This is a genomic window from Bacillus sp. B1-b2 (genome assembly GCF_009183415.1).
Lineage (GTDB): Bacteria > Bacillota > Bacilli > Bacillales > Cytobacillaceae > Niallia.
Genome location: NZ_WEHU01000025.1, coordinates 24,062 through 50,142, shown reverse-complemented (window position 1 = coordinate 50,142; position 26,081 = coordinate 24,062). Strand labels below are relative to the sequence as shown.

Sequence of the window (26,081 nt, the reverse complement as noted above, 5' to 3'; positions counted from 1 at the left end):
AAGGACTTTCTCTTTAATTAGAGAAAGTCCCTACGTTTATTTTTTTATTGAAAAAGATGGTGCAGCATCCGATCTTTATTTTCAAAAAACTGCTTCATAATGGAATAATGTTGAGTATCTTCTAATGTTGATTCATATATCTCATCTTCTGAAAGCTGAATGATTTTAGCATTCGGATAAGCCATAATAATGGGAGAATGAGTAGCAATAATAAATTGAGACCCTTCTTTAACAAGATCATTAATTCTTGCTAACATCGACATTTGTCTTAATGGCGATAATGCTGCTTCAGGTTCATCTAAAATATATAAACCTTTTCCTTTAAAGCGTTCTGTAAAGGCTGCGAAAAAAGATTCACCGTGTGATTGTTCATGTAGGGATCTTCCTCCATAGGAATTAATAATTTTAGGACCAGATATTGGATCATCCTCCCTATCTAAATCTTCTATATTGCTTGCTAAGTTATAAAAGGTTTCTGCTCTAAGGAAAAAATGATCCTCCGCTCTATTCACTCCCTTAATTAAACGAAGGTACTTATCTAAATCTGAGTGGGAGTCATAACTAGAAAAGTTAAAGTTTAATGTGCCACCTTCTGGATTAAATCCATAAGCAATAGCAATGCCCTCTAGTAAAGTTGATTTCCCCATTCCATTTTCTCCAATAATATAAGTAACGTTAGGATGAAATATTATTTCTTCTAAGTTCTGAATAACTGGAAGATTAAGTGGGAAACTATCACGTGCTAAAGTATGCTCACTTTTAAGTTTAACCGCTCTAATGTATTGAGAATCTTGGTTTAACATCTTTACTTAGTCACCTCCGTTTAAATGAAATTAACATTGTATGTAACTAATAGTTTAAGGTACATACGTAAAAATCACATCTGATATATCCTGCTTTTTCTAAAACAATAGTATAAAAACTACTTCTTTTCAAATAAATTTTCTCCTTCCAATCTACAAATCTTTTTGTAAATGACTATAGATATGCAACTACATTTGCTAAATTTCTTACATATGTCTAGTAGATAGTTCTTCTTTTTTATTAAATTTACTATTCACTAAGAAAATACCTATTATTATTAGAAGACCACCACCTAAAAATTCTAGTGAAATAGTTTCATTTAATAGAACACTACCAGTTAATACGCCAAAGAAAGGAGCTAAAAACAGATAAGAGCTAGTTTTTCCTGGTTCTCCTTTCTGTAAAAGAAAATACCACAAAGCAAATTGCACAATAGAGGACATGATGCTTAACCATAGTAGTAGAGAAACGGACTTCATGTTTAAGTCGAAAAAAGGTTTTTCAATCAATAAACTTAAAATGATAAGAATTAACCCACCAAACAGCATTTGATACGCTGAAAGTACCCATGTGTTAAAATTGCTTCCCCACTTATTTACTAATAAAGTAGAAATAGCCCAAAACACAGAAGAAAGTGCACCAAAGAGAATGCCTATCTTCATGTCCTTTATACCTCCTAATGTTGTTGCTACACCAATAAACCCTAAAAGAACGCCACTCCATTGATACCATTTATAACGAATTTGCATAAAGACCGTACCAAATATAATAACTAATAGTGGATTCATGAATGTTAGAATGGATGACTCGCTTGCAGTTATTGTTCTTAAGCTTATAAAAATACATCCCATTACAGTTGCTGTTTGTAAGGATCCGATAATAAGTACTTTGCTCCACTGTTCCTTACTAGCTGGGTGAGGTTGGTTTGTTATCTTTACTAAAATAGCCATGATAACACCAGCCAATAAGAAACGTAAACCCGCCAATAAAAGTGGGGAAGAATATTGTAACCCTATTTTCCCGATTGCAAAAGAAGAGCCCATTAGTGCCGTTGTTAAAATGATTAATAAAAAATACATGTAAGATTTCACCTTTATTCCTCCAGTTTAAATGAATATGGATAAATTTGTTCAAATGACTCATTTAATAGAAAGGAGAGACACTACTTCTCTCTTGAGAATACATCTAAACATCCTTTAAAATTAGTTTAAACGTTTGATGATACGATGCTCATCGAAATGTGGATTACAAGGAGGGGAAGATTAGAATGAATCCCAATATATCTGCACTTACATCTTTATTAGGTGAAAAATCAAGAGTCACTATTCTAGCTGGATTAATGGACGGCAAATTTCATACAGCGAGTGAATTAGCCTATATGGCAGCCATTACGCCTCAAACTGCTAGCTTTCATCTTGGCAAATTAGTCGATAACAATCTTGTAAAAACCGAAAGCAGTGGTAGGTTCCGATATTTTCAATTAGCAAATCAAGAAGTTGCTCATACACTTGAATTATTAATGGCTATTTCACCACCACCTGAAATTAGATCACTAAAACAATCTAGTCAATTAAAAAGACTAGAACATGCAAGAACCTGTTATGATCATTTAGCTGGGCAAATTAGTATTACATTAACAAAAAAGATGCAAAGCTTAGAATACATAGAGAAAAAAGATAAAAATTTTAACGTTACCTCTAAAGGAGAATTATTCTTTAAGGATTTAGAAATTGACCTAGTAGCCTTATCAAAAAAGCGCCGTTCCTTCTCCCATGCATGTCTCGATTGGAGTGAACGCACCCATCATTTGGGTGGTGCATTAGGTAATGCATTATTTGAAAAATATTTAGAATGGAAGTGGATAGAATCTAAACCTAATTCACGTGAGATTATAATTACCCCCTTAGGAAAGGATGGATTTAGAACCTATTTCGGAATAGATTCAATTTGAGGCAAATATTTTAATTAGTTTATTGCGGACGCTTTATTATCTTATTAAACCACTCTATCTATTTAGGGCTGCATTTTTAAATAAGTAAAAAAAAAGAAATAATACGCTTATAACAAAAACAAGCCGTTTATCCAATGAAGGAAAACGGCTTGTTATATTTATTAATTTTGTAATTGTTTATCTGTTGATTGAGATCTTTTTGCAGAAGCTAGTATAACTACCATTCCCACTATTCCGATCCAAACAAGAGTAGAGACAATATCCCAACTTAATTCATTGCCAAAGAATAGAAGTTCTCGTAAACCTCCTACCATATAACGCATTGGTAACCAAGAATACACCCAGTCCTGATAGAATGGTGACATCATTTCTGGAGCCATTGCAAGCAATGGTGCACCAAAGAACAGCATTAAGATGAAAATAGGCATTCCTCTTAGCCCTATTAAGGAAAGGACAGCTGATATCATCAGAAAGAAGCTGAAAGATGTGATAGATAAGAACAACGCTGTACTAGTAAAATCAGGTATATGAATGTCAACTACCTTATCTGCTATTAATGTTAAACCAAATCCAACTACAAGCGTAGCGATTGCTCCCATTAAAATTTGCACGAATTTAACTATAAAGCTTTGCTTACGACTAGTAACAGCTACTTTTCTAAGAGCAATAAATATGATAGCTGCACTTGCTATACTACCCATCCATAGCGGTTGAAATAAGGATACAGGTGCATTTCCATTTGCACTATTTGTACCAGTTTCATTAACATTTGTCACTTTTTTTGTAATAGGTGTTACTAGACTTTCCACTTGCTTAGAAGTTAATGTTGCACCTTGTTTTTCTAGCCCATCTAGTATATTTGCACGAACATTGTTGTTAATATTATCTACTACTCCATTTAATATTTGACCTGCCAAAGTTGACGCCATTGTGTTCATCCCTTGGTTTACATATATATCAATTTCAGGAGAAGCAGGAGCTGCAGTTTGTAAAGAAGCCTGTTTAGCACTGAAATCCTTTGGAATAACTAATGCTGCATAGTACTCTTGATTGTCTAAACCTTTTTGAACTTCTGTAGAATTTTTAACTTCTACCCATCTTACAGTAGGGTCTTCTTGATCAGAAGTTGCTTTTGAGTTTTCTTTAATCATTTCGACGATTGTTTCACCCATATTCAACTTAGTCTGATTTGGCATTTCTAATCCTTCATCCTCATTGACAATAGCAATAGGTAGATTTTTCGGTTCTGGTTGAACCGAAGGAATAAGAGTTAGAGAAAAGATAAATATAATGACCAATGCAATGATAGGTGCTAATATTAGTAGTTTATTTTTAAACATATTTGTGATCCTCCAAGTTGATAAGTTATAATAAATGCACACCGTGTTGTTTTATTACGTTCAAAATTATATGTTTTATTTGCATTTCCTACAATGGTCAAAAACAAAAAATGTGTTGGATAACCAACATTTTTTATCATTGTGTTTATTTTACAAAAGGAGATAGTTTATTGTGAATAATAGTAAAACTGATTTAAGAGTTATTAGGACAAAGCAATCTATTCGAGATGCATTAATAGAATTAATAGAAGAAAAGGGTTTCGAAGCCATTACAGTAAAAGACATAACAACAAGAGCAAATATTAATAGAGGGACATTCTATGCCCATTATTTAGATAAATTTGATTTAATGACTAAATGCGAAGATGAGATTTTACATGAAATGTCAAGAATCGCCATGCAAAACTTTCCAAGCATTATTAATTCCCTTGAAACAAATGCTTCTTCCGTTCCACCATTTCCACTTACTGTTTCATTGTTCGAATTCTTAAATGAAAACAGTGATATTATGAGAGCTTTACTAGGTCCAAAAGGTGATTTGTCTTTTCAAACGAAATTAAAAGAGTTTATGTGGCAAACACTCTATGAAAATAATCCTGACTCATTAGTGAAAGAAGAAAATCTTCTTGTTCCTGGAAAATTTTTAGCCGCTTATATGGGGAATGCCAAAATAGGGGTAATTCAAGAATGGCTCAATAGTGGTAGAAAAGAGACTCCACAAGAAATGGCACGAATCTTAACAACTATTAATGTGAATGGTCCATTATTTGCAGCTGGTCTTAAAAAGTAAATTACATTCTTTTGGAGGTAGACATGGCACAGAAACACCGTTATAACAACTTGGATGATATAGAGAATTCTACAACATTCACTGATTTTTATCGCTGGCAAAAGGAACGTAAGAAAAACAAAAAAGATCTTAGCTTCCAAATTGAGCAAGCTCCGCTAAAAGAGATCAACAAACTAAATAGTAATCGAACTACTGCATCCATCACTTGGATTGGACATTCTACCTTTTTTATTCAAATGAATGGATTGAATATGATTACAGATCCTGTTTGGGCGAATCGTATGGGATTTCAAAAGCGCATAACAGCACCAGGTATTTCCCTAAATGACATGCCTGAGATAGATATCGTATTTATCTCTCATGGTCATTATGATCATTTAAACTTCCCTACCTTAAAGAAATTGAAAGGTAATCCAACTTATTATGTTCCAATTGGGTTAGGTTATGCCTTTAGAAAAAGAGGTTATAAAAAAGTAGTGGAAAGTAATTGGTATGACTCATTTGAAGAGCATAACATGACCTTTTCTTTTGTACCTGCACAGCATTGGACAAAACGAACCCTTACTGATACAAACACTTCCCATTGGGGTGGTTGGATTATAGAGAGTAAAGATAAGGAGCATTCTATCTATTTTGTTGGTGACACAGGATATTTCAGAGGATTTCAAGATATAGCGGAGAAGTTTAACATCCAAACAGTACTAATGCCAATTGGAGCCTATGAGCCAGAATGGTTTATGAAAGTAAGTCACATAAATCCAGAAGATGCTGTAAAAGCATTCTTAGAGTTAAAAGGAAGCACTTTTATTCCTATGCATTATGGGACCTATCATTTGGCAGATGATACTGGTCCAGAAGCTATAGCAAGGTTAGAAGCAGAATGGGAAAGCTTGCAATTAGATCCTTCACATTTAAAAAAATTAAGAATTGGGGAGTCTTATTGGTTATAAAATTAAATAGGTATAGTTTATAAATTAGGGGTCTTTTCATCGGAACAGCCCCTAGTTTATATTTTTATTTACCTAGTCGATTAACTTATCTCTCTACAAAAATAAGCACTCAAAGAAAATTTAACCATTTATATCTATAGTACATACGCTAAACATTCCTCTAAATCCCTCACTAAATCATCACTATCCTCTAAGCCAATCGACATTCTTATAGTTCCTAGAGAAATATTCATGGCTTTAAATTGTTCTGGTGATAGTTCCTTTAAATAACTTATTGCAGGGGCATATACTAAGCTTTCATGCCCTCCCCAGCTAACCCCAATTTTGAAAAGTTGTAAGCTGTTCACAAATTTCTTAATTTTATCAAGATTATCTGACTTTAATTCAAAAGCAAAAAGTCCCGAAAAACCAGTCATTTGTTACTTTGCTAGTTCGTATTGATCAAAACTTGGTATTCCTGGATAATAAATTTTTTCCACTGCTTCGTGATTCTGTAATAATTCAATTACTTTCCTTGTATTACTTTGATGTTCTTTCATTCTAATAGATAAAGTACGTAGACTACGAAGAATTAACCAAGCTTCAAATGGTGCCATTTTCGCCCCTAATAACGCTGCTTCATGAGTAAATATCTCATCTAGATCATTCTCTTTCCCTACTATTACACCTGCTACAATATCACTATGACCACCGATATATTTTGAACATGAATGTACCTCTAAATCTATCCCCAAATCTAGAGGCTTTTGAAAAATAGGACTTGCCCAAGTATTATCAATTACTGTTTTAATTTTATGTTTTCTAGCTAGCTTTGCAACTGCTTCTATATCTTGAAGAGAAAATATAGCACTAGAGGGTGATTCTAAATAAATTAGCTTTGTATTGGGACGGATAGCATTCTCAAAATCTTGAATATTCTTTCCCTCGACAAAGGTAGAATCTATGTTACATTTCTCTTTTAGATAGTGACGGATAAAATTATTTGTAGGACCATAAATATTATTAATGGAGATGATATGATCGTTTGCCTTCACATAATGAAGAATAGAAGCCGATATTGCTCCCATTCCACTAGAGAACATTTTGGCTTTTTCTCCATGACACAATTTCGCTAGCTTTTCTTCCACCATCGAGACTCCTGGATTCTTTCCTCGGGAATAGATACTATTATTAATAGGATCTTCAAATGCCTGATTTATAGCGTCCCAATCCTCAAAAACAAAGAGTGAATTCTGATAGATTGGTGGAACTACTGCACCTTGATAATTTGTTTGGTCTTCTTTGTGGTGTATTAACATGGTTTTATCTTTCATCGGCCATCACATTTCCTTTCTCGTCTCTAGTAATTGTAAACATTTTTCTATAAAAACCTCTATTGTCTTTATTTGCTAGTATAATAGCAATTATAAAGACAGTTAAGTATAGAATTTAAGATGTATTTTAGTGAGGTTATCAATATAGTAACTAGATAAATACGGATTTTGTTCGTGACAATAAACTTCCTAACATAATTCCAAAAACTTCAGTGCTTTAAGAAACCTATCTCTAGGATTTATTAATTACATTATCATTTTTTTACCAAAGCCTTAGTATCATGTTAAAAAATAGGTGGTTCTCTAACGAATTATAATTACAAGGTAAAAATCATAGTAATTAAACGAGTTGTCTTTACTAACTATGTACTCAAATATAATATTATAGAATATAGATAAGAAAGAAACCTATTTCTATGGGTAATATTATGTTTAATATATGAGGAGGAATAATGATGTATAATTTCAATTGGATAAATGAGAGCGTTATCAACAAAGAACATAATAGAATAGAAATATATGCACCTAAAGAAACTGACTTTTTCTGCAACAATGGTGCAATTGGAGAAGAAGGTATCACTCCAGAGTCATTATGTAATGCACCCTTTTATTATACAGAAGTGGCAGGAAATTTTGTTATGCGAGTGAAAGTTTCCCATGATTTTAATGACATATACGATTCTGCTTCCATAATGGTTATGAAAGATATGTCCTATTGGGCAAAAGCATGTTTTGAATTAACAGATTTTGATACACATGCAGTTGTTAGTGTTGTAACTAAAGAAGAATCTGATGACGCTAATGGGTGTAACATTGAAGATAATACTGTATGGCTTCAAATTTGCAGAAGTGGAACTTCTTTTGCGTTTCACTATTCTACTGATGGTGAAAATTATTATATGATGAGATTTTTCCATTTGCCTGTTGATGAGGTTGTTAAAGTAGGACTACTTGCACAGGCTCCATTGGGGAGTGGTGGAAAGAGAATTTATGAAGATCTACTAATAGAAAGAAAAACAGTTAAGAATATTCGTATGGGTAGATAGACCTCTATATTACTTAATAGATTTGCATCAAAACAAGGATAAAGTGTTATCATCCCCACTCTTTCCAAGGTCCCAGTAAAATTAAATGGAAACTAGAAAAACAAGTAATATTATTGGGACTTAGTGTTCCAATAATATTACATAAGCAGAGGAATTTTTTTGGTTAACAAACAACTTAAAAACAGAACATATATTCCTTTTTCAAGATATAATATTCATTAAAAAGGAGCTTTACTGATGGAAAAATGGGGAGCATCATATTTAGCAGGTATTATGGATGGAGAAGGTAGGATAACTCTAACTAGAATGCATAAGGAAGAATTTCGTCGTCCCTGTTTGTCCATTACATCGACAGATTTAGAATTAATAACGTATCTTCAATCGCTTATTGGAGAAAAAAAAGGAAGAAAAGGATTTTGAAGATTTTTTCTTCCAGCTCTAACAAGTATGTTTTTATCTAAGGTAGGATTTTTACAAAATAAAAACCACCAAATATATATTTGGTGGAGACGGTGGGACGTGCAATTCCATGCTTTCGTCATGGCACTGACTATATCTTGAACCTATTGATTAGGTCCTCTGGCGTATTATAAGAGATCTAGATTTACTTCTTATCAGAAGTATTTATCTCTTATCTTAGTACTACCAATCTTGGTAGCCTATCAGTCGATACACGGCTGTTGAATTACTTCACATACCGCTCGGCATTGCCTTATCACTTATGTGACTTAGGTTTCACCGATAAAGCCAGATTTTCACTTGCATGTTACCACACAAGGCGACTAATAATTAATCGAACCCACGTCCAGAAACATCGGCACTTAAGCTTCTACGAGTGTAGTCAACATATTCGCATTTCGCTTATTCTTCTGCCTGTTGACAGGCGTCCGATAAGCTAGTCTGGTTGTTCTCTTCCTTCTTCCTCAGACGGTGGAATCCGGCGTAGCCCACTTAAAGTGAGTCCCTTACCCTACCACATGGGCAATGGAGGGAGGAACCGCTAAGCGCTATTAAGCAGCTAAAGCGAAGTTGTTTTGTTGTTTGCCAGTTATAGGCTTTGACGTTTTAACGAGGCCGATCCCCTCGACTCGCAACCTAAGCTCGAACTATCCCTGTCGAATCCGTAGCGTCCCCATATAGGATAAAATCAAGTAATTGTTACATTACAGGATTTCCGCTTTTTACAGCGTACGTTCGGAAGCTCTAAAAATAGGAGCTTTAAGTTATGTTGTCTTAGCGACATAAGTAATTATAACATAACGAAAGCATAATGCAATTGTAAAGTATTGGATTATATTTTTTGCCTATCACGTAAAGCACGTTCGATATTTCGATTTGCTTCTTTACGTTTTAATGTTTCTCGCTTGTCATAGTTTTTCTTACCCTTACCAAGTCCAATTAAAACCTTAGCAAAGCCATTTTTAAAATAAATTTTTAAAGGTACTAGGGAATATCCTATTTCCTTTGTATCACCAATCAATTTGTTAATTTGCTTTTTATGAAGTAATAGCTTTCTTGTTCGTAAAGGATCATGATTATAACGATTTCCTTGTTCATATGGGCTTATATGCATCCCTACCAAGAAAACTTCTCCATTAATAATACGTGCATATGATTCTTTTAAGTTCACTCTACCTGCACGAATCGCCTTAATTTCTGTTCCTTGTAAGACAACTCCAGCCTCGTACGTCTCTTCAATAAAATAATCGTGGTTTGCTTTTTTATTTTGTGCAACTAGTTTGCCTTCACCTTTTGGCATCTCTCTCTTCCCCCTACTCTTGCCAACTATTTTACCAAAATAACTACTTGTTCACAAATAGTCTCCCTACAGGACCATTATTAGATATTCGATCATCTAATAATGGTCCTTTAATAGGAAAAAATGAATTAACGCTTCTTTTTATTTCGCTTTGCTTTAGGAGCATTCTCAAAATGCTTTTTATCTTTCTTCCCTTTTCTTCTAGACTCTCCTGGTTTCTCTTTACGACCTACGTCTCCTCGATCTGATTTACCCTTTCTAGGAGCACGTGAGGAACTTCCTGTGGAAAATACTCTTCCCTCACTCTTCGGATCTCTACGGCGAGTCCCTTTCATGCCAACTACCTCAAAATCAATAGCACGCTCTTCTTTATTCACGTTTACAACACGAATCGTTATTTCGTCACCGATTCGGAAAACCTTACCTGTTCTTTCCCCAATCATCGCAAAATGGCGTTCATCATAACGATAATAATCATCTGTCAAATAACTCACATGAACTAAACCTTCAATGGTATTGGTAAGTTCAACAAACATACCAAAGTTCGTTACTGAACTAATGATACCATCATACTCTTCCCCAATTTTATCTAACATATATTCTGCTTTCTTCAATTCATCAGTTTCTCTCTCAGCTTCTACTGAACGTCTTTCCATGTTCGAAGAATGCTCTGCAATTTCACTTAAAAGGTTTTTCCATTTCTCTTGAGTCTCTGCACTAATATCCCCTTCAATTAAATATGTTCGAATTAAACGGTGAACGATTAAGTCAGGATATCTTCTTATTGGAGAAGTAAAATGTGTATAAAATTCGGTTGATAACCCAAAATGTCCTAAACTTTCAGGATTATATTTTGCTTGTTGCATGGATCGCAGCATGATTGTAGAGATAACCATTTCCTCTGGAGATCCTTGTACAGCTTCAATAATTTCCTGTAGAGCTCTTGGATGAACGGAATTCGCAGTACCTTTTACAATATATCCAAAGTTAGTAATAAACTCAAAGAATCTTCTTAGCTTTTCTTCCTTTGGATCCTCATGTATACGATAAATAAATGGTACTTGTAGCCAATGGAAATGCTCTGCCACTGTTTCATTCGCAACAAGCATAAATTCTTCAATCAATCTCTCTGCAACAGAACGCTCTCTTAAAATAACGTCTTCTGGCTTTCCTTCTTGATCCACAACAACCTTTGATTCTTTAAAATCAAAATCTATCGCACCACGTGTCATTCTTTTCGTACGAAGAACTTGAGCTAACTCTTCCATTAGTTCAAACATCGGCACAAGATTTTCATATTTCTTTCTTAACTCTTCATCTTTTTCTTGTAGAATAGAATTTACATCTCCATAAGTCATTCTTTCCGTCGTTTTAATCACACTTTGAAAAATTTCATGACTTACCACTTCTCCGGTAGAGGAAATTTCCATATGACAAGAAAGGGTTAAACGATCAACCTTAGGATTTAACGAACAGATTCCGTTTGAAAGTCGATGAGGAATCATTGGGATTACACGATCTACCAAGTAAACACTTGTCCCTCTTTCTTCCGCCTCTTTATCAATCGGTGACTTCTCTGTAACATAATAAGAAACATCCGCAATATGGACACCTAATTTGTAGTTACCATTTTCTAATTTTGTAACAGTTACCGCATCATCTAAATCCTTTGCATCTGCACCATCGATAGTTACAATTGTTTCATTTCTTAAATCACGTCTGTTCGCAATTTCCTTTTCATCGATACTATCTGGTGTGTTATTAGCTTGCTCTAGCACTTCATCAGGAAAAGTTAATGGTAATCCATGTTTATGTATAATGGATAAAATATCAACACCAGGATCATTCTTATGACCTAGTATTTTCACTACCTCTCCCTCTGCATTCTTTCTACCTTCTGGATAAGCAGTTAATTTCACTACTACTTTATGACCTTCTACTGCACCTTTTGTACTTCCTTTTGGAATGAAGATATCTGTAGCAATTTTTTTGTCATCTGGAATAACAAACCCAAAGTGCTTGCTTTCAGAATATGTACCTACTACTTGTTGTACACCTCTTTCGATAATGCGGACAATCGTTCCTTCTCTTCTTTGGCCAGAGCTTTCAGAGGTAACTCTTGCTAAAACAATATCTCCATTTAAAGCCGTTTTCACTTCATTTGGAGGTATAAAGATATCATCCATTCCTTGTTCTTCAGGTATGACAAATGCAAATCCTTTTGCGTGACCAGATAACTTCCCTCTAACAAGGTTCATTTTTTCTGGAAGTCCATAACGATTACTTCTAGTTCGAACAACTAAGCCCTTTTCCTCCATTAAAACAAGTGCTTTAACAAAGTCTTTAAAGTCTGATGAATCTTCAATTCCAAATGCCTCTTCCAGCTCTTGCACGGTTAAAGGTTTGTATGCTTCGTCTTTCATATATGTTAGAAGTCTATCTATGTTTCCTGTAAATTTATCTTCCAAACAAAATTCCCTCCTTCTAATGATTCCAATCTAGCTTCTCTAAAAATTGATAAAAATCTTCAAATACTTGTTCTTTTTCTTGATCATGCGTAATAACATGTCCAGATTTTTCATACCATTTTATATCTTTTTCAAGTGATTCTACTTCATTATATATAATATTAGCACTATTTATATCAATCATGTGGTCATTCCTTGCTTGTATAACAAAAACAGGAGAATAAATAAGATCAATAGAATTGCGAACATCTTTAATAAGTTGCTGTAATTCTTTAAGTGTACTCATAGGTTTAAATTGAGAAATTTCCTCTTCAATAACCTCTTCTGATTTTTTTTCACGCTGTTTATATTGACGTGCATACTCTAAAACACCATCATACATTACTTCTTCACTTTTAATACTCGTTGGTGCACACATAGTCACGATACCCTTTACAGGTACAGTGTAACCTAATTTTAACGAAAATACCCCACCTAAAGAAAGTCCACCTACTGCTATTTCCTCATAACCCATATCTTTTAATTGTTGATAACCTTCTTGTACATCCTTCCACCAATCTTTTGGTCCTGATTCCACTAATTGTTCTGGTGGCACACCATGACCTTTATACAATGGTATATAGCAAGTATATCCTTTTGTATTTAAATAACGACCTAATAATCTAACATCTGAAGTATTCCCTGTAAATCCGTGTAATAAAAGAACGGCTCTTTTATTATCTCCTTCAAATATTAAAGGTTTTTGTTCCACTAATTTCACTCTGGTTCCTCTCCTTTTTTTATTAGTTTTTCCCATATTTAATAAAACATTTCTTATGTATGAAAGAAATTAGAACTCTCTCTATTGTAGTAAAAAGGAATGGATAGAATCCAATGAAAAGTATTAAATATGCCAACTAAGAAATAAAAATCTAACTTTCACAAAAAAACCTGACCAATATTGGTCAGGTTTTTTCATCTATACCAAATAATATTAAATGTCGAAATAACTAACCGCAACGGTTAAAACGAAAAATAATATCGCTAACACAATTGTTGCATTGTGAAGGATTAATTCTAAGCCTCTTGCTTTTTGTTTACCAAATAACTGTTCTGCCCCACCGGAGATAGCACCTGATAAACCAGCACTCTTACCATTTTGAAGAAGTACAACAACGATTAATGCAATTGCAACGATAATTAGTAACGTAATCAATACTGTGTGTAACATCTAAACACCTCCATTAAAACGAACCTACTTATCCTAAATGTATCATATTTTAAGCTATGTCACAATAGTATGTCTATTTTTTTGACAAAAAGCTCACCAGAATTTACAAGATATACTCTAGCTATATCCTTGGAAAAAACAAAACCTCCTATCAAAATAATAGGAGGCTTTGCTACAGTCTATCACTTATAGAAAGTTAATTATTTCTTTAAGTTGTAGAAAGATTTAAGACCATCATATACTGCTAACTCGCCAAGCTCGTCTTCAATGCGAAGAAGTTGGTTGTACTTAGCAATACGGTCTGTACGAGATAATGAACCAGTTTTGATTTGACCAGCGTTTGTAGCAACAGCGATGTCAGCAATTGTAGCATCTTCTGTTTCACCAGAACGGTGAGAAACTACTGCAGTGTAACCTGCACGTTTAGCCATTTCGATAGCTTCGAAAGTTTCAGTTAAAGTACCGATTTGGTTAACTTTGATAAGGATTGAGTTAGCAATACCTTTTTCAATTCCTTCAGCTAACTTTTTAGTGTTTGTTACGAATAAATCGTCACCAACTAATTGTACTTTAGAACCGATACGGTCTGTTAATAATTTGTGACCTTCCCAGTCGTTTTCATCTAAACCATCTTCAATAGAGATGATTGGGAATTCGTTTACTAACTCTTCGTAGAATGATACTAATTCTTCAGAAGTTAAACCAGTACGGCCTTCTCCAGCAAGATCATATCTCTTAGTTTCTTTGTTAAAGAATTCAGAAGAAGCAACATCCATTCCAAGGTAAACATCTTTACCTGGCTCATATCCAGCATTTTTAATAGCTTCGATGATTACTTCTAATGCTTCACGGTTAGAACCAAGGTTTGGAGCGAATCCACCTTCGTCACCTACAGCAGTGTTTAAACCTTTAGCAGAAAGAACTGATTTTAATGCATGGAATACTTCAGCACCAGTACGTAGAGCTTCTTTGAAAGTTGGAGCTCCTACTGGTAAGATCATGAATTCTTGGAAATCAACGTTGTTATCAGCATGAGAACCACCGTTGATGATGTTCATCATTGGAGTTGGTAATTGCTTAGCGTTGAATCCACCAAGGTAACGGTATAGCGGAAGACCTACTACTTCAGCAGCAGCATGAGCAACAGCCATAGATACACCAAGGATAGCATTAGCTCCTAATTTACCTTTGTTTTCTGTACCATCTAATTCGATCATTGTTCTATCAATTCCAACTTGATCAGTAACGTCCATGCCGATAATTGCTTCAGCAATTACTTCATTTACGTTTTCAACTGCTTTAAGAACACCTTTACCAAGGTAACGAGACTTATCGCCATCGCGTAATTCTACTGCTTCGTATTCACCTGTTGATGCTCCAGATGGAACAAGAGCGCGTCCGAAGAATCCTGATTCTGTTAAAACTTCTACTTCTACTGTTGGGTTACCACGTGAGTCTAATACTTCACGAGCATATACTTGTTGAATGTATGGCATATTCATTCTCTCCTTTTAAGTTAAATTATTTTTTAATAATAGTAGTTCCAGTCATTTCAACTGGTTTATCAAGTCCTAGTAAATCTAACATTGTCGGAGCAAGATCTCCTAAAATACCATCTGTACGTAATTCTACATTAGCATCTGTTACGATTACTGGTACAGGATTAGTTGTATGTGCTGTCATTGGATTTCCATCAAGTGTTACCACTTCATCAGAGTTTCCATGGTCAGCAGTGATAATTGCCTTACCACCTTTTTGCTCAATTAAAGTGATAATTTTACCTAAACATTCATCCACTGTTTCAATCGCCTTGATTGTTGGTTCAAGCATTCCGGAGTGCCCTACCATATCAGGGTTTGCAAAGTTTAGAATGATAGCATCAAAGTTATCAGCTTCAATTTCCTTCAATAGTGCATCTGTTACTTCATATGCACTCATTTCAGGTTGTAGGTCATAAGTTGCTACTTTTGGTGAATTGATTAAAATGCGTTTTTCACCTGGGAATTCTGCTTCACGACCACCGCTCATAAAGAAAGTAACATGAGGATACTTTTCTGTTTCCGCGATACGCAGTTGCGTTTTCCCATTTTGAGCAAGTACTTCACCAAGCGTATTATCTAGGTTAGTTGGTTTAAATGCAACATACCCATTTACTGTTTCACTAAAGTGAGTTAAACATACAAAGTAAAGATCTTTAGGATGTTTTTCTCCACGATCGAAAGAACGGAAGTCCCCATTTGTGAATGTGTTTGAGATTTGAATTGCACGATCTGGACGGAAGTTATAGAAAATAACTGCATCTTCATCTTGAATAGTCGCAACTGGTTCACCGTTATCCTTAGTAATAACAGATGGTAATACGAATTCATCAAAGATTCCATTATTATAATTATCACTTACTACATCTAATGGGTTAGAGTAAGAAGGACCTTCACCATACACCATTGCTCTGTATGACTTTTCTACACGATCCCAACGCTTGTCTCTATCCATAGAATAGTAACGACCAGAAATAGTAGCAAATTCTCCTACTCCATACTCAGCCATTTTCTCTTGTGTTGCTTTAATGTATTTTTCAGCAGTCTTTTGACCGACGTCTCGACCATCTAGAATACCGTGAACATATACATTTTCTACACCTTCTTCTTTAGCTAAATGAAGAAGAGCAAACATGTGTTCAATATGACTGTGTACTCCACCATCTGATAAAAGTCCAAAAAGATGAAGATTTTTTCCTTTTTGTTTTACATGGTTTATTGCATTAACAAAGGTTTCATTTTTGGAAAACTCACCTTCTCTAATTGCAACATTTACTCTTGTTAAACTTTGATATACGATCCGGCCGGCACCTATATTCAAATGTCCAACTTCTGAGTTACCCATTTGTCCTACTGGAAGACCTACTTCTTCTCCACTAGCAACTAAAGTTGCGTGAGGATAAGAGTTCCAATATTTATCAAAATTAGGTTTTTTCGCTTGAGCAACCGCATTACCCATACGTTCGTCTCTTAAAGCAAAGCCATCTAAAATGATTAAAGCTACTGGAGATTTACTCATTCTTGCCTGCCTCCAATAAAGCTATAAAGCTTTGAGCTTCTAGGCTAGCTCCACCTACTAATGCTCCGTCAATATCTGGCTGTGCCATATATTCTTTAATGTTTTCTGGTTTTACACTTCCACCGTACTGAATGCGAATACTTTCTGCAACTTCAGGTGAGAATTGTTCACTCACTACTTTACGGATGTGTGCACATACTTCATTTGCATCAGCAGAAGTAGAAGATTTACCAGTTCCAATAGCCCAAATTGGCTCATATGCAACAACAGTTGCTTTTGCTTGATCTGCAGTTAAGCCAGTTAAAGCTTTTGTTACTTGAGAAGCAACGAAATCATTTGTTTCGCCATTTTCTCTTTGCTCTAACGTTTCACCACAACAAACGATAGGTGTTAAACCATTTTCAAAAGCTGCTAAAGTCTTTTTATTAACAGACTCATCTGTTTCATTAAAGAATTCACGGCGCTCTGAATGGCCTAATACTACATATTTTGCACCAATATTTTCTAATGCAACTGGACTGATTTCTCCAGTAAATGCACCATTTTTCTCATAATGCATATTTTGTGCTGCGATTTTCACATCAGTACCGTCTGTTAACTCTACTAATTGTCCAATGAATAATGCAGGTGCACATACTACTGTGTCTACATTTTCACTTGAAGGAACAGAAGCTTTAACTTCTTGGATGAAATCTACAGCTTCTGGAAGAGTTTTGTTCATTTTCCAGTTTCCTGCAATAATTGGTTTGCGCATGGGTAAACATCCTTTCATGCCTATCTTTAAAGATATTATTTATCGTTTAATGCAACTACACCTGGAAGTTCTTTACCTTCCATGAATTCAAGTGAAGCACCGCCACCTGTAGAAATATGACTCATTTTATCTGCTAAGTCAAATTTCTCTACAGCTGCTGCAGAGTCTCCACCACCGATTACAGAATATGTATCTGAAGAATCAGCTAGTGCTTGAGCTACAGCTTTTGTACCTTTAGCAAATGTGTCAAGTTCAAACACTCCCATTGGTCCATTCCAGATAACTAATTTAGAGTTTTTGATAACATCTGCATAAATTTCAGCTGTTTTTGGTCCAATATCAAGAGCTTCCCAATCCGCTGGTATTTCTTCAATTGATACTTGTTTAATGTTAGCAGATTCAGAAAAATCGTCTGCAATCGTAACATCAACAGGCATATAGAATTTAACGCCTTTTTCTTTTGCTTTTTCCATATAAGATTTAGCAAGGTCAATTTTATCTTTTTCTAATAGTGATAAACCAATTTCGTGGCCTAGTGCTTTAACGAATGTGTAAGCAAGCCCTCCACCGATGATTAGGTTATCTACTTTATCTAAAAGATTATCGATAACACCGATTTTATCCTTAACTTTCGCTCCACCAATGATAGCTGTGAATGGGCGCTCTGGATTTGATAATGCTTTTCCAAGAACATCTAATTCTTTTTGCATTAATAAACCAGATACAGCAGGAATATGGTGTGCAATTCCTTCAGTTGAAGCATGTGCACGGTGAGCTGCACCAAATGCATCATTTACGAATACATCTGCTAGTTCTGCATAGCTTTTAGCAAGTTCTGCATCGTTTTTCTCTTCACCAGCATTGAAACGTACGTTTTCAAGAAGAATAACATCTCCTTCAGAAAGCTTGCTGATTTGTTCTTTAACAGCATTTCCGAAAGACTCATCTGCTTTCACTACTTCTTTACCAAGAAGCTCAGAAAGGCGATTTGCAACTGGAGTTAAACGTAATTCTTCAACTACTTCTCCATTTGGACGGCCTAAATGACTTGCAAGAATAACAATTGCTCCTGCTCCAATTAGTTCTTTAATAGTTGGAAGTGCAGCTTGAATTCTTGTTTCATCTGTAATCGTTTGATCCTTCATTGGTACGTTGAAGTCCACACGAACGAATGTTTTTTTTCCTTTTAAATCGATATCATGGATTGTTTTCTTGTTCATGTTCGATACCCTCCACTGTTTCATTTTTAAAATAGCGGAAACATAGATGTTTCCGCTGTTTGATTAAGGGTTTTGCTTTAACAAATATCTACAATTATTTTGTAGCTAATTGTGCAAAGTGTTTAACAGTTCTGATTAATTGGTTAGTGTAAGACATTTCGTTGTCATACCAAGAAACTGCTTTAACAAGTTGTTTGTCACCAACAGTTAATACTTTAGTTTGAGTAGCATCGAATAATGAACCATAGCTAATTCCGATAACATCAGAAGAAACGATTTCGTCTTCAGTATAACCGAAAGACTCATCAGAAGCTGCTTTCATAGCTGCGTTAACTTCTTCAACAGTTACGTTTTTCTCAAGAACTACTACAAGCTCAGTTAAAGAACCAGTTTTAACAGGTACACGTTGAGCAGCACCATCTAATTTACCATTAAGTTCTGGTAATACTAGACCGATTGCTTTAGCAGCACCAGTTGAGTTAGGAATGATGTTTTCAGCAGCTGCACGAGCACGACGGAAATCACCTTTTGGATGTGGAGCATCAAGCGTATTTTGGTCACCAGTGTAAGCGTGAATTGTAGTCATTAAACCTTCTACGATACCAAAGTTGTCTTGTAAAGCTTTAGCCATAGGAGCAAGACAGTTAGTAGTACAAGAAGCACCAGAGATAACTGTTTCAGTTCCATCAAGGATTTCATGGTTTACGTTGTAAACGATCGTTTTCATTTCACCAGTAGCTGGAGCAGAAATAACTACGTTTTTAGCTCCTGCTGTAAGATGAGCTTCTGCACTTTCTTTTGTAGTGAAGAAACCAGTAGATTCGATAACTGTATCTACTCCAAGCTCTCCCCATTTAAGGTCAGCTGGGTTTCTTTCAGCAGTTGTAACTACTTTTTTACCGTTTACTAAGAAGTAACCTTCGTGTACTTCTACTTCACCTTGGAAAGTTCCTTGAGATGAATCATATTTTAAAAGGTGTGCTAGCATTTTAGTATCAGTTAAATCATTGATTGCAACCACTTCTAATTCTGGGTTTTCCATGATTTTTCTGAATGCTAAACGTCCGATACGTCCAAAACCGTTAATACCAACTTTTACTGTCATTATAATTTCCTCCTCTAATTTTAAGAGTATTGAATATATAAAAGGGAATTCCCCATTATATCAAGTTTTGTGCGGCTCCTTCATCGGTAATCAATATCGTTGAAGTTGGTGCTTGTTTTAAATAAGCACGAATAGCCTTTGATTTAGAAGCGCCACCAGCTACTGCTATAATATTTGGTACATTTGGAAGCTCATCAAGCCGTAATCCAATTGTTTGAACCTTATGAACTACTTCCCCGTCTTCATTAAAATAATACCCAAAAGCTTCGCCTACCGCTTCTACTTGAACTAGTTTTTCAAGGTCACTTGCACTCGTATTTCTACGTTTTGCCATACTAAGTGCCTCACCAATACCATGTAATAAAAGATTTGCAGAACGTATCAATTTAAGCACATCGCTAATCTGAGGATCTGTAAGTATGCTTTTATACACTTCTTTACTTACCTCATCAGGTGCATATAATACACGGTGCTTACTTTTGGTTTGGTCTGCCATCCTAGAACAAATAGTATTAGCTTGATTTTTTACATCTTCTCCTATTCCACCTCTCGCAGGAACGAATAGTAATTCGCCCGTTGCAATATCAGGTGTAAGTACTTCAGCAACAGAAGACATAGTGGTGCCACCATTAACTGCGATGATATTATTTCCTATAAGGAGAGATTTCATACAAGATGCTGTTGCAAGTCCTAATTCTTTTTTAACCCATGGAGAAGTATCACTATCACCTGCGACAATAATAACCCTATTAATGCCTAACTTATGTTGCAAATTAGTCTCCATTTCGTTAATACCCGTTACATCTCTCATAACACTAGTAAGACTTTCCAGTACCTCTTCTCCTATAGCTGTGACTGTCATGCCGATGTTTGTAATATGTATAAGCTGTTGATCCTTTAAAACTTCGACTTCACTACGAAGGACTCTTTCTGTCAAACCAAGGCTTACAGACAAGCTCCTTCTTCCTACAGGTTGCATATTTTTTATATACTGAAGAATATAGTACCTTTTTTGCATAACTGTAAGTAAATCAGGTAATAATCTTTTTTGTATCTCTATCAAAGAAATCATGTGATGAAAGCTCCTTCACTTACAGTGGTCAATATAAGTCCCACATAGACATTTTACGTCCCGGGTGAATCAAAAAAAGAACTTCTTGCTACAGACTCATTCTAACACCAGTAAACGATGAATTCAACTAATAAACGTCTATTTTTTGTGGAATTTGACGAATTAGTGGCTATCATAAGCTATTTACATAATTGTCACTGTATTGACTGTGTAAATTTGATCATTTTTATATTCTATAAAAAAAGATGCTAGCATCCTATTGGGAATTGCTAGCATCTTTTAACGCCCTTGGAGGGAATCGAACCCCCATTTTAAGAACCGGAATCTTACGTGCTATCCGTTACACCACAAGGACAAAACATAAAGTTATGCCTACATATTATATTCTATGTTCTACTCTATTGCAACTAAAGGTTTAAAAAGAAAAGAAATGGGAATCATGGAAGAAGGAAAACATAAGATGGAAGTATGTGAATCAAGCATTATCTTATCTACATAAGATTGTCGAATGATATTTCTTATTTTCAAGTGTTAATGTTTGACCTTAATTGACTTTTCCGTGTATCATTAGGATTACATACAGTATAGAGTATTTATACTGAAGCAGGAAAATACTTAATTTTTATAAGGAACTTAAAAGGAGGATTTTACATGAATTTAATTCCTACAGTTATTGAACAAACAAATAGAGGAGAGCGTGCTTACGATATTTATTCTCGTCTATTAAAAGATCGTATTATTATGTTAGGAAGTGCAATCGACGATAATGTAGCAAATTCTATCGTATCGCAGCTTTTATTCCTAGAAACAGAGAACCCAGAAAAAGATGTATCTATTTATATCAACAGCCCTGGCGGAAGCATTACAGCTGGTATGGCGATTTATGATACAATGCAATACATTAAACCAAATGTACAAACAATTTGTATCGGTATGGCAGCATCAATGGGTGCTTTCTTATTAGCTGCTGGTACAAAGGGTAAACGTTATGCACTTCCGAACAGTGAAGTAATGATTCACCAACCATTAGGTGGTGCTCAAGGTCAAGCAACAGAAATTGAAATTGCTGCAAAAAGAATTCTCTTCTTACGCGAAAAGTTAAACGGTATTCTATCTGAGCGTACTGGTCAACCAATCGAAGTAATTGCAAGAGATACAGAACGCGATAACTTTATGACTGCAGACAGAGCGAAAGAATATGGTTTAGTAGATCATGTTATCAGTCGTAATTCTGTAGATCCTAAGAATAAATAATCCACAAGAAGCACCTGGCTAATAATAGCGCCAGGTGCTTTTTTACGTAAAAGATATTGAACGATAATAAATCATGATTCTAATAGACCACTCAATAATTCAAGCGCTTCCACTTCATCACTGCCTTCAACAAGCAATTTAATCGTGCTCCCTGAATTTATGGCTAATCCCATAATCCCCATAATACTTTTCGCGTTTACAGTTCTTCCATCTTTCTCAATAAATACTTCTGCTGAAAAATTACTAGCTTCTTGTACAAAGAGAGCCGCAGGTCTAGCTTGCAATCCTGATTTTAGTGTTACTGTAACCTCTTTTTCGACCATCAGTCATCCATCCCTTCACCAAAGTAGTCATTCTTCTATTATACAAGGAAAATGTTCATTTGGCTGTAAGCAACAAGGATTAATTTTCGAATTCCAAAAAATTTCTGATAACAAAAGAAGATGGATCAATATTCGACCCATCTTCTTTATCTTGCCTCTTCGCCATGGCGAAGAGATTCTGCAATTTCATCTATTTTTCTTAATCGATGATTAATTCCAGATTTACTTATATTTCCTGAGGAAACCATTTCCCCTAACTCTTTTAAAGTAACATCTTGATATGCTACTCTAAGCTCTGCAATTTCTCTCAGTTTGTCTGGTAATATTTCTAACCCTACCGTCCTATCAATAAAGCGAATATTCTCCACTTGTCTCAGTGCTGCGCCAATCGTTTTATTTAAGTTGGCGGTTTCACAATTTACGAGTCTATTAACAGAATTTCGCATATCTCTTACAATCCTTATATCTTCAAAGCGCAATAGTGCTGAATGAGCTCCGATGATATTTAAAAACTCTGTAATTTTTTCTGCTTCTTTTAAGTACGTGATAAACCCTTTTTTACGTTCTAAAATTTTACTATTTAAACCAAAGGTATTCATTAGCTCGCTTAGTGCATGTATATGCTCTTTATATAAAGAGGATATTTCCAAATGATAAGAAGAGGTCTCTGGATTATTAACAGAACCTCCAGCTAAAAAAGCACCTCTTAAATACGATCTTTTACAGCACTTCTTCTTTACTAATTCAGGGGAAATTTCATGAGTAAACACAAATCCCTCTGTAAGAATACTAAGTTCCTGAAGCACTTCTTTTCCATAATTAGATATACGAACAATATATACATTATTTTTTTTCAAGCGCATTTTTTTACGTACTAGTAATTCCACTGATATATCAAAATACCTTTTGATTAAAGTATAAATTCTTCTAGCAATAGCTGCATTTTCTGTTTGAATATTCACAACTAATTTTTGATTAGAAAAAGAAAGCGTACCATTCATTTGAATTAGTGCAGATAGTTCTGCTTTTCCACAGCAATTCTTTACTTCAATATTGGTTAGTTCTTTTTTTGTCTCCGAAGCAAACGACATTACCCCTCACCCCCTTTACAAATTGTTTGTACTTTAAACAGAGAAAAAATTCTCTTTTCCAAGAGAATCTAAGGACCCATCTATTTAACCTTAAAAGAAGAGTCTAGAATGGAATAGAGAATTTTTGCAACTTCTAATGTATTGTGGCGAATAGCCCCTTCATCTAGTTGAAGAATATCTCCAGCTATTACATCAAGTCCTAATGATTGAAGCTTCTCAAAATCAAAGTATACTGGTTTTGCCTTTTCTTCATCATATCTTTCTTGAACATTTGCTGGTATGTTCTTTTTATTCACTAAGATGGTATCAATAAACGGATCATTATTCATGTGATGGTATAGTGCCTTTACATGGTCACTAGCTGTGTAATTAGAAGTTTCACCAGCTTGTGTCATTATATTACACACATAAATTTTTCTAGCTTTTGCTTGGCGAACTGCCTCCCTTATTGGAGGAACCACTAAATTAGGTAAAATACTTGTATATAAACTTCCCGGTCCAATTACAATCAAATCCGCTTGTTCGATTGCATGAATAGTCTCTGGCAGAGGAGTTGCATCTCTTGGTGTGAGAAAAACCTCTTTTATCCTTTTCCCTGCTTCAGGAATACTTGATTCTCCAACAACGATTGATCCATCCTCCATTAATGCATTCAATATAACATTATGACTTGTTGCAGGTAAAACCTTTCCTCTTACATTCAGTACTTTACTCATTTCTTGAATGGCATACGGAAAACTTCCTGTAATTGAAGTCATTGCTGCTAGAATTAAATTTCCTAATGAATGACCATCTAAATCCTTACTATTGGAGAAGCGATGCTGAAACATTTCCTCCACAAGTGGTTCTACATCCGATAATGCCGCTAACACATTACGAATATCACCTGGTGCAGGAATATCGAGGGCATTTCTTAATCTACCAGAACTTCCTCCATCATCTGCAACGGTAACTATAGCCGTTATATCAACAGGATATTTCTTTAACCCTCTTAACAGTACAGAAAGTCCTGTTCCCCCACCAATGATGACAATCTTTTGCTGTATATCTTCACTCATGCTTTGTTTTCCTTTCTCCTCTCCATATCACGATGAGTTATGACGACACTATAATCCTTTTCAAAGTGATGACCAATATACTCTGATAAAGCTACCGAGCGATGTTGACCACCAGTACAGCCTATTGCAACAACAAGCTGTGATTTTCCTTCACGTTTATATTGAGGTAGCATAAATGCTAGTAAGTCTATGACTTTTTCTAAGAATTGACTTGTCTCCGTCCATTTCAATACATAGCTAGACACCTCAACGTCCAGTCCTGTTTTTGGTCTCATATGCTCAACGTAATGAGGGTTTGGTAAAAAGCGTACATCAAAAACTAAATCTGCATCAATTGGAATTCCGTGTTTAAATCCAAAACTCATTACATTTACATTAAAAATAGTTTTTTTGTCTTCTGAGAACTCCTTTAGGATTTTCTCTCTAAGTTCTCTTGGCGAGCTTTGGGAGGTATTATACATAATTTGCGCTCTACCTTTTAATTCTTCTAAAAGTTCTCTTTCTAACTTAATTCCTTCAAGTGGTAAACCAGAAGGTGCTAGAGGATGAGCTCTTCTTGTCTCTTTATATCTTCTTACTAAAGCATTATCATCTGCATCAAGAAATAGAATCTTAGGGACCACCCAAGATTGAGCTAGACTATCTAGTGCAGCAACCAAATCATCAAAAAATTCTCTACCTCGCAGATCCATCCCAAGAGCTACTTTATTCATCTTATTCTCTGACTCTTTCATGAGTTCGAGAAACTTTGGTAAAAGTGTCGGCGGCAAGTTATCGACACAAAAAAATCCTAAGTCCTCAAAGCTTTGAATCACAACCGTTTTTCCTGCTCCAGACATTCCTGTGATAATTACTACCTGCGGCTCTACCACCGTACTACTTGTACTCATTTTCTATTCCTCCTATTAGCTTGGATCTAATCGATAACTAATTAACTCAAAATCAGGTGTATAAGTAAAGGTTCCATATATAATGCCATTTCCATGGATCATATAATCTAATATGTGATAATCTCCTTCTGCCATCGGTAAATTCCTAATATCCTGAAGATCATGCCAACATAATTTACCTTCTTCTGATTCATCTACATTTATTCCGTCAGCATTTGTTGCAAAAAAGGTAAACATCATCCACTCTGAAGTAATTTTATCTCCGTCTTTAATAATAAAGGTAAATATCCCTTTAATATTCGGATTTCTTAAATAAATCCCAGTTTCTTCTCTATATTCTCTAATACAAGAATCACGGACAGATTCACCTGGTTCCATTTTCCCTCCTGGTGCTACCCACCATCCGCGTCTTGGTTTTTGTAAAAGTAATACTTTATTATCTTTCAGTAATAAACAATTTGTTACACGTTGCAAACCTTTTCACCCCCATGTTAGAACTCTATGTATGGTTGATCCTTTATTCATTCCTTTTATTATACTATTATTGTGAATTCCCCACAATAAAATGCCATTTCCAATTATAGAGGAGTCTCATTAGGTTAAGTGGAATTAGTTATTTAGAGAAG

The 26,081-nt window shown here is 35.1% G+C and carries 24 protein-coding genes, 1 tRNA gene, 1 other RNA gene and 1 pseudogene; 6 read left to right on the top strand and 21 right to left on the bottom strand.

The genetic code is table 11. The features are described 5' to 3' along the window. Window positions 1–44 precede the first annotated feature (44 nt). Window positions 45–803, bottom strand: a complete 759-nt coding sequence (locus F9279_RS19430; RefSeq protein WP_152115955.1) for an AAA family ATPase — start codon at window positions 801–803, stop codon at window positions 45–47. A gap of 207 nt (window positions 804–1,010) precedes the next feature. After that, a complete protein-coding gene (locus F9279_RS19425) occupies window positions 1,011–1,895 on the bottom strand; it encodes a DMT family transporter (RefSeq protein WP_152115954.1) in 885 nt (294 codons plus the stop codon). Between the two features lie 170 nt (window positions 1,896–2,065). Here F9279_RS19425 and F9279_RS19420 point away from each other — a divergent pair, with 170 nt between their 5' ends. Continuing rightward, window positions 2,066–2,755 carry an ArsR/SmtB family transcription factor gene (locus tag F9279_RS19420; protein WP_152115968.1) on the top strand — a complete coding sequence of 230 codons (690 nt, stop codon included), beginning with the start codon at window positions 2,066–2,068 and terminating at the stop codon, window positions 2,753–2,755. Window positions 2,756–2,916: 161 nt separating this feature from the next. On the opposite strand, the gene F9279_RS19415 is transcribed toward F9279_RS19420, so the two are convergent. Next, window positions 2,917–4,095 (bottom strand): YhgE/Pip domain-containing protein, encoded by a 1,179-nt coding sequence (locus F9279_RS19415; RefSeq protein ID WP_152115953.1) that lies wholly within the window; start codon window positions 4,093–4,095, stop codon window positions 2,917–2,919. A gap of 172 nt (window positions 4,096–4,267) precedes the next feature. Here F9279_RS19415 and F9279_RS19410 point away from each other — a divergent pair, with 172 nt between their 5' ends. After that, on the top strand, window positions 4,268–4,885 hold the full coding sequence (locus F9279_RS19410; RefSeq protein ID WP_152115952.1) for a TetR/AcrR family transcriptional regulator: 618 nt from the start codon (window positions 4,268–4,270) through the stop codon (window positions 4,883–4,885). Window positions 4,886–4,908: 23 nt separating this feature from the next. Then, a complete protein-coding gene (locus tag F9279_RS19405; RefSeq protein ID WP_152115951.1) occupies window positions 4,909–5,835 on the top strand; it encodes an MBL fold metallo-hydrolase in 927 nt (308 codons plus the stop codon). Between the two features lie 134 nt (window positions 5,836–5,969). Here F9279_RS19405 and F9279_RS19400 read toward each other — a convergent pair. After that, window positions 5,970–7,133: pseudogene (locus tag F9279_RS19400) on the bottom strand (trans-sulfuration enzyme family protein). A gap of 470 nt (window positions 7,134–7,603) precedes the next feature. On the opposite strand from F9279_RS19400, the gene F9279_RS19395 reads away from it, so the two are divergent. After that, entirely contained in the window at window positions 7,604–8,194 is a 591-nt protein-coding gene (locus F9279_RS19395) for a DUF1349 domain-containing protein (protein WP_152115967.1), read from the top strand. Between the two features lie 237 nt (window positions 8,195–8,431). Then, a complete protein-coding gene (locus F9279_RS19390) occupies window positions 8,432–8,614 on the top strand; it encodes a hypothetical protein (RefSeq protein WP_152115950.1) in 183 nt (60 codons plus the stop codon). 370 nt (window positions 8,615–8,984) lie between these two features. Here F9279_RS19390 and ssrA read toward each other — a convergent pair. The 12 genes from ssrA to F9279_RS19330 form a co-directional block, all read right to left on the bottom strand. Next, window positions 8,985–9,320, bottom strand: a transfer-messenger RNA (tmRNA) gene (gene ssrA / locus F9279_RS19385). A gap of 165 nt (window positions 9,321–9,485) precedes the next feature. Continuing rightward, window positions 9,486–9,953, bottom strand: a complete 468-nt coding sequence (smpB, locus tag F9279_RS19380) for an SsrA-binding protein SmpB (protein ID WP_152115949.1) — start codon at window positions 9,951–9,953, stop codon at window positions 9,486–9,488. 128 nt (window positions 9,954–10,081) lie between these two features. Further along, the gene (gene rnr / locus F9279_RS19375) at window positions 10,082–12,376 is read right to left on the bottom strand and encodes a ribonuclease R (protein WP_152115966.1); all 2,295 of its coding nucleotides are present in this window, start codon (window positions 12,374–12,376) and stop codon (window positions 10,082–10,084) included. A 61-nt stretch (window positions 12,377–12,437) separates the two neighbouring features. Continuing rightward, window positions 12,438–13,181 carry an alpha/beta hydrolase gene (locus F9279_RS19370; RefSeq protein ID WP_226793722.1) on the bottom strand — a complete coding sequence of 248 codons (744 nt, stop codon included), beginning with the start codon at window positions 13,179–13,181 and terminating at the stop codon, window positions 12,438–12,440. A gap of 213 nt (window positions 13,182–13,394) precedes the next feature. Beyond that, window positions 13,395–13,631, bottom strand: coding sequence for a preprotein translocase subunit SecG (gene secG / locus F9279_RS19365; RefSeq protein WP_152115947.1), 237 nt, complete (start codon window positions 13,629–13,631; stop codon window positions 13,395–13,397). A gap of 200 nt (window positions 13,632–13,831) precedes the next feature. Then, window positions 13,832–15,127 (bottom strand): phosphopyruvate hydratase, encoded by a 1,296-nt coding sequence (eno, locus tag F9279_RS19360; protein ID WP_152115946.1) that lies wholly within the window; start codon window positions 15,125–15,127, stop codon window positions 13,832–13,834. A 25-nt stretch (window positions 15,128–15,152) separates the two neighbouring features. Next, complete coding sequence (gene gpmI / locus F9279_RS19355; RefSeq protein ID WP_152115945.1) at window positions 15,153–16,688, bottom strand: 2,3-bisphosphoglycerate-independent phosphoglycerate mutase; 1,536 nt, start codon at window positions 16,686–16,688, stop codon at window positions 15,153–15,155. After that, complete coding sequence (gene tpiA, locus F9279_RS19350; protein WP_152115944.1) at window positions 16,681–17,442, bottom strand: triose-phosphate isomerase; 762 nt, start codon at window positions 17,440–17,442, stop codon at window positions 16,681–16,683. The genes gpmI and tpiA overlap by 8 nt, the downstream gene beginning before the upstream one ends. Before the next feature lie 35 nt (window positions 17,443–17,477). After that, window positions 17,478–18,662: a phosphoglycerate kinase gene (locus F9279_RS19345; RefSeq protein ID WP_152115943.1), complete on the bottom strand. Its 1,185-nt coding sequence runs from the start codon at window positions 18,660–18,662 to the stop codon at window positions 17,478–17,480. 94 nt (window positions 18,663–18,756) lie between these two features. After that, window positions 18,757–19,767 carry a type I glyceraldehyde-3-phosphate dehydrogenase gene (gene gap, locus F9279_RS19340; RefSeq protein WP_152115942.1) on the bottom strand — a complete coding sequence of 337 codons (1,011 nt, stop codon included), beginning with the start codon at window positions 19,765–19,767 and terminating at the stop codon, window positions 18,757–18,759. Between the two features lie 55 nt (window positions 19,768–19,822). Continuing rightward, window positions 19,823–20,839 (bottom strand): sugar-binding transcriptional regulator, encoded by a 1,017-nt coding sequence (locus tag F9279_RS19335; protein ID WP_152115941.1) that lies wholly within the window; start codon window positions 20,837–20,839, stop codon window positions 19,823–19,825. Window positions 20,840–21,122: 283 nt separating this feature from the next. Beyond that, window positions 21,123–21,194 (bottom strand) — tRNA-Arg (locus F9279_RS19330). Between the two features lie 296 nt (window positions 21,195–21,490). Between F9279_RS19330 and clpP the strand changes: the two genes are divergently transcribed. After that, window positions 21,491–22,093: an ATP-dependent Clp endopeptidase proteolytic subunit ClpP gene (clpP, locus tag F9279_RS19325; protein ID WP_152115940.1), complete on the top strand. Its 603-nt coding sequence runs from the start codon at window positions 21,491–21,493 to the stop codon at window positions 22,091–22,093. 71 nt (window positions 22,094–22,164) lie between these two features. Here the strand turns inward: clpP and F9279_RS19320 are convergent, their stop codons facing one another. The 5 genes from F9279_RS19320 to F9279_RS19300 all read right to left on the bottom strand — a co-directional run bounded on the left by F9279_RS19320 (window position 22,165) and on the right by F9279_RS19300 (window position 25,929). Beyond that, window positions 22,165–22,416: an HPr family phosphocarrier protein gene (locus F9279_RS19320; RefSeq protein WP_152115939.1), complete on the bottom strand. Its 252-nt coding sequence runs from the start codon at window positions 22,414–22,416 to the stop codon at window positions 22,165–22,167. 146 nt (window positions 22,417–22,562) lie between these two features. Continuing rightward, complete coding sequence (gene whiA / locus F9279_RS19315) at window positions 22,563–23,507, bottom strand: DNA-binding protein WhiA (protein WP_152115938.1); 945 nt, start codon at window positions 23,505–23,507, stop codon at window positions 22,563–22,565. Between the two features lie 80 nt (window positions 23,508–23,587). Then, complete coding sequence (locus F9279_RS19310) at window positions 23,588–24,565, bottom strand: gluconeogenesis factor YvcK family protein (protein ID WP_152115937.1); 978 nt, start codon at window positions 24,563–24,565, stop codon at window positions 23,588–23,590. Then, the gene (gene rapZ, locus F9279_RS19305) at window positions 24,562–25,455 is read right to left on the bottom strand and encodes an RNase adapter RapZ (protein ID WP_152115936.1); all 894 of its coding nucleotides are present in this window, start codon (window positions 25,453–25,455) and stop codon (window positions 24,562–24,564) included. The genes F9279_RS19310 and rapZ overlap by 4 nt, the downstream gene beginning before the upstream one ends. A gap of 15 nt (window positions 25,456–25,470) precedes the next feature. Continuing rightward, on the bottom strand, window positions 25,471–25,929 hold the full coding sequence (locus tag F9279_RS19300) for an NUDIX hydrolase (RefSeq protein WP_152115935.1): 459 nt from the start codon (window positions 25,927–25,929) through the stop codon (window positions 25,471–25,473). Between the last annotated feature and the right edge of the window lie 152 nt (window positions 25,930–26,081).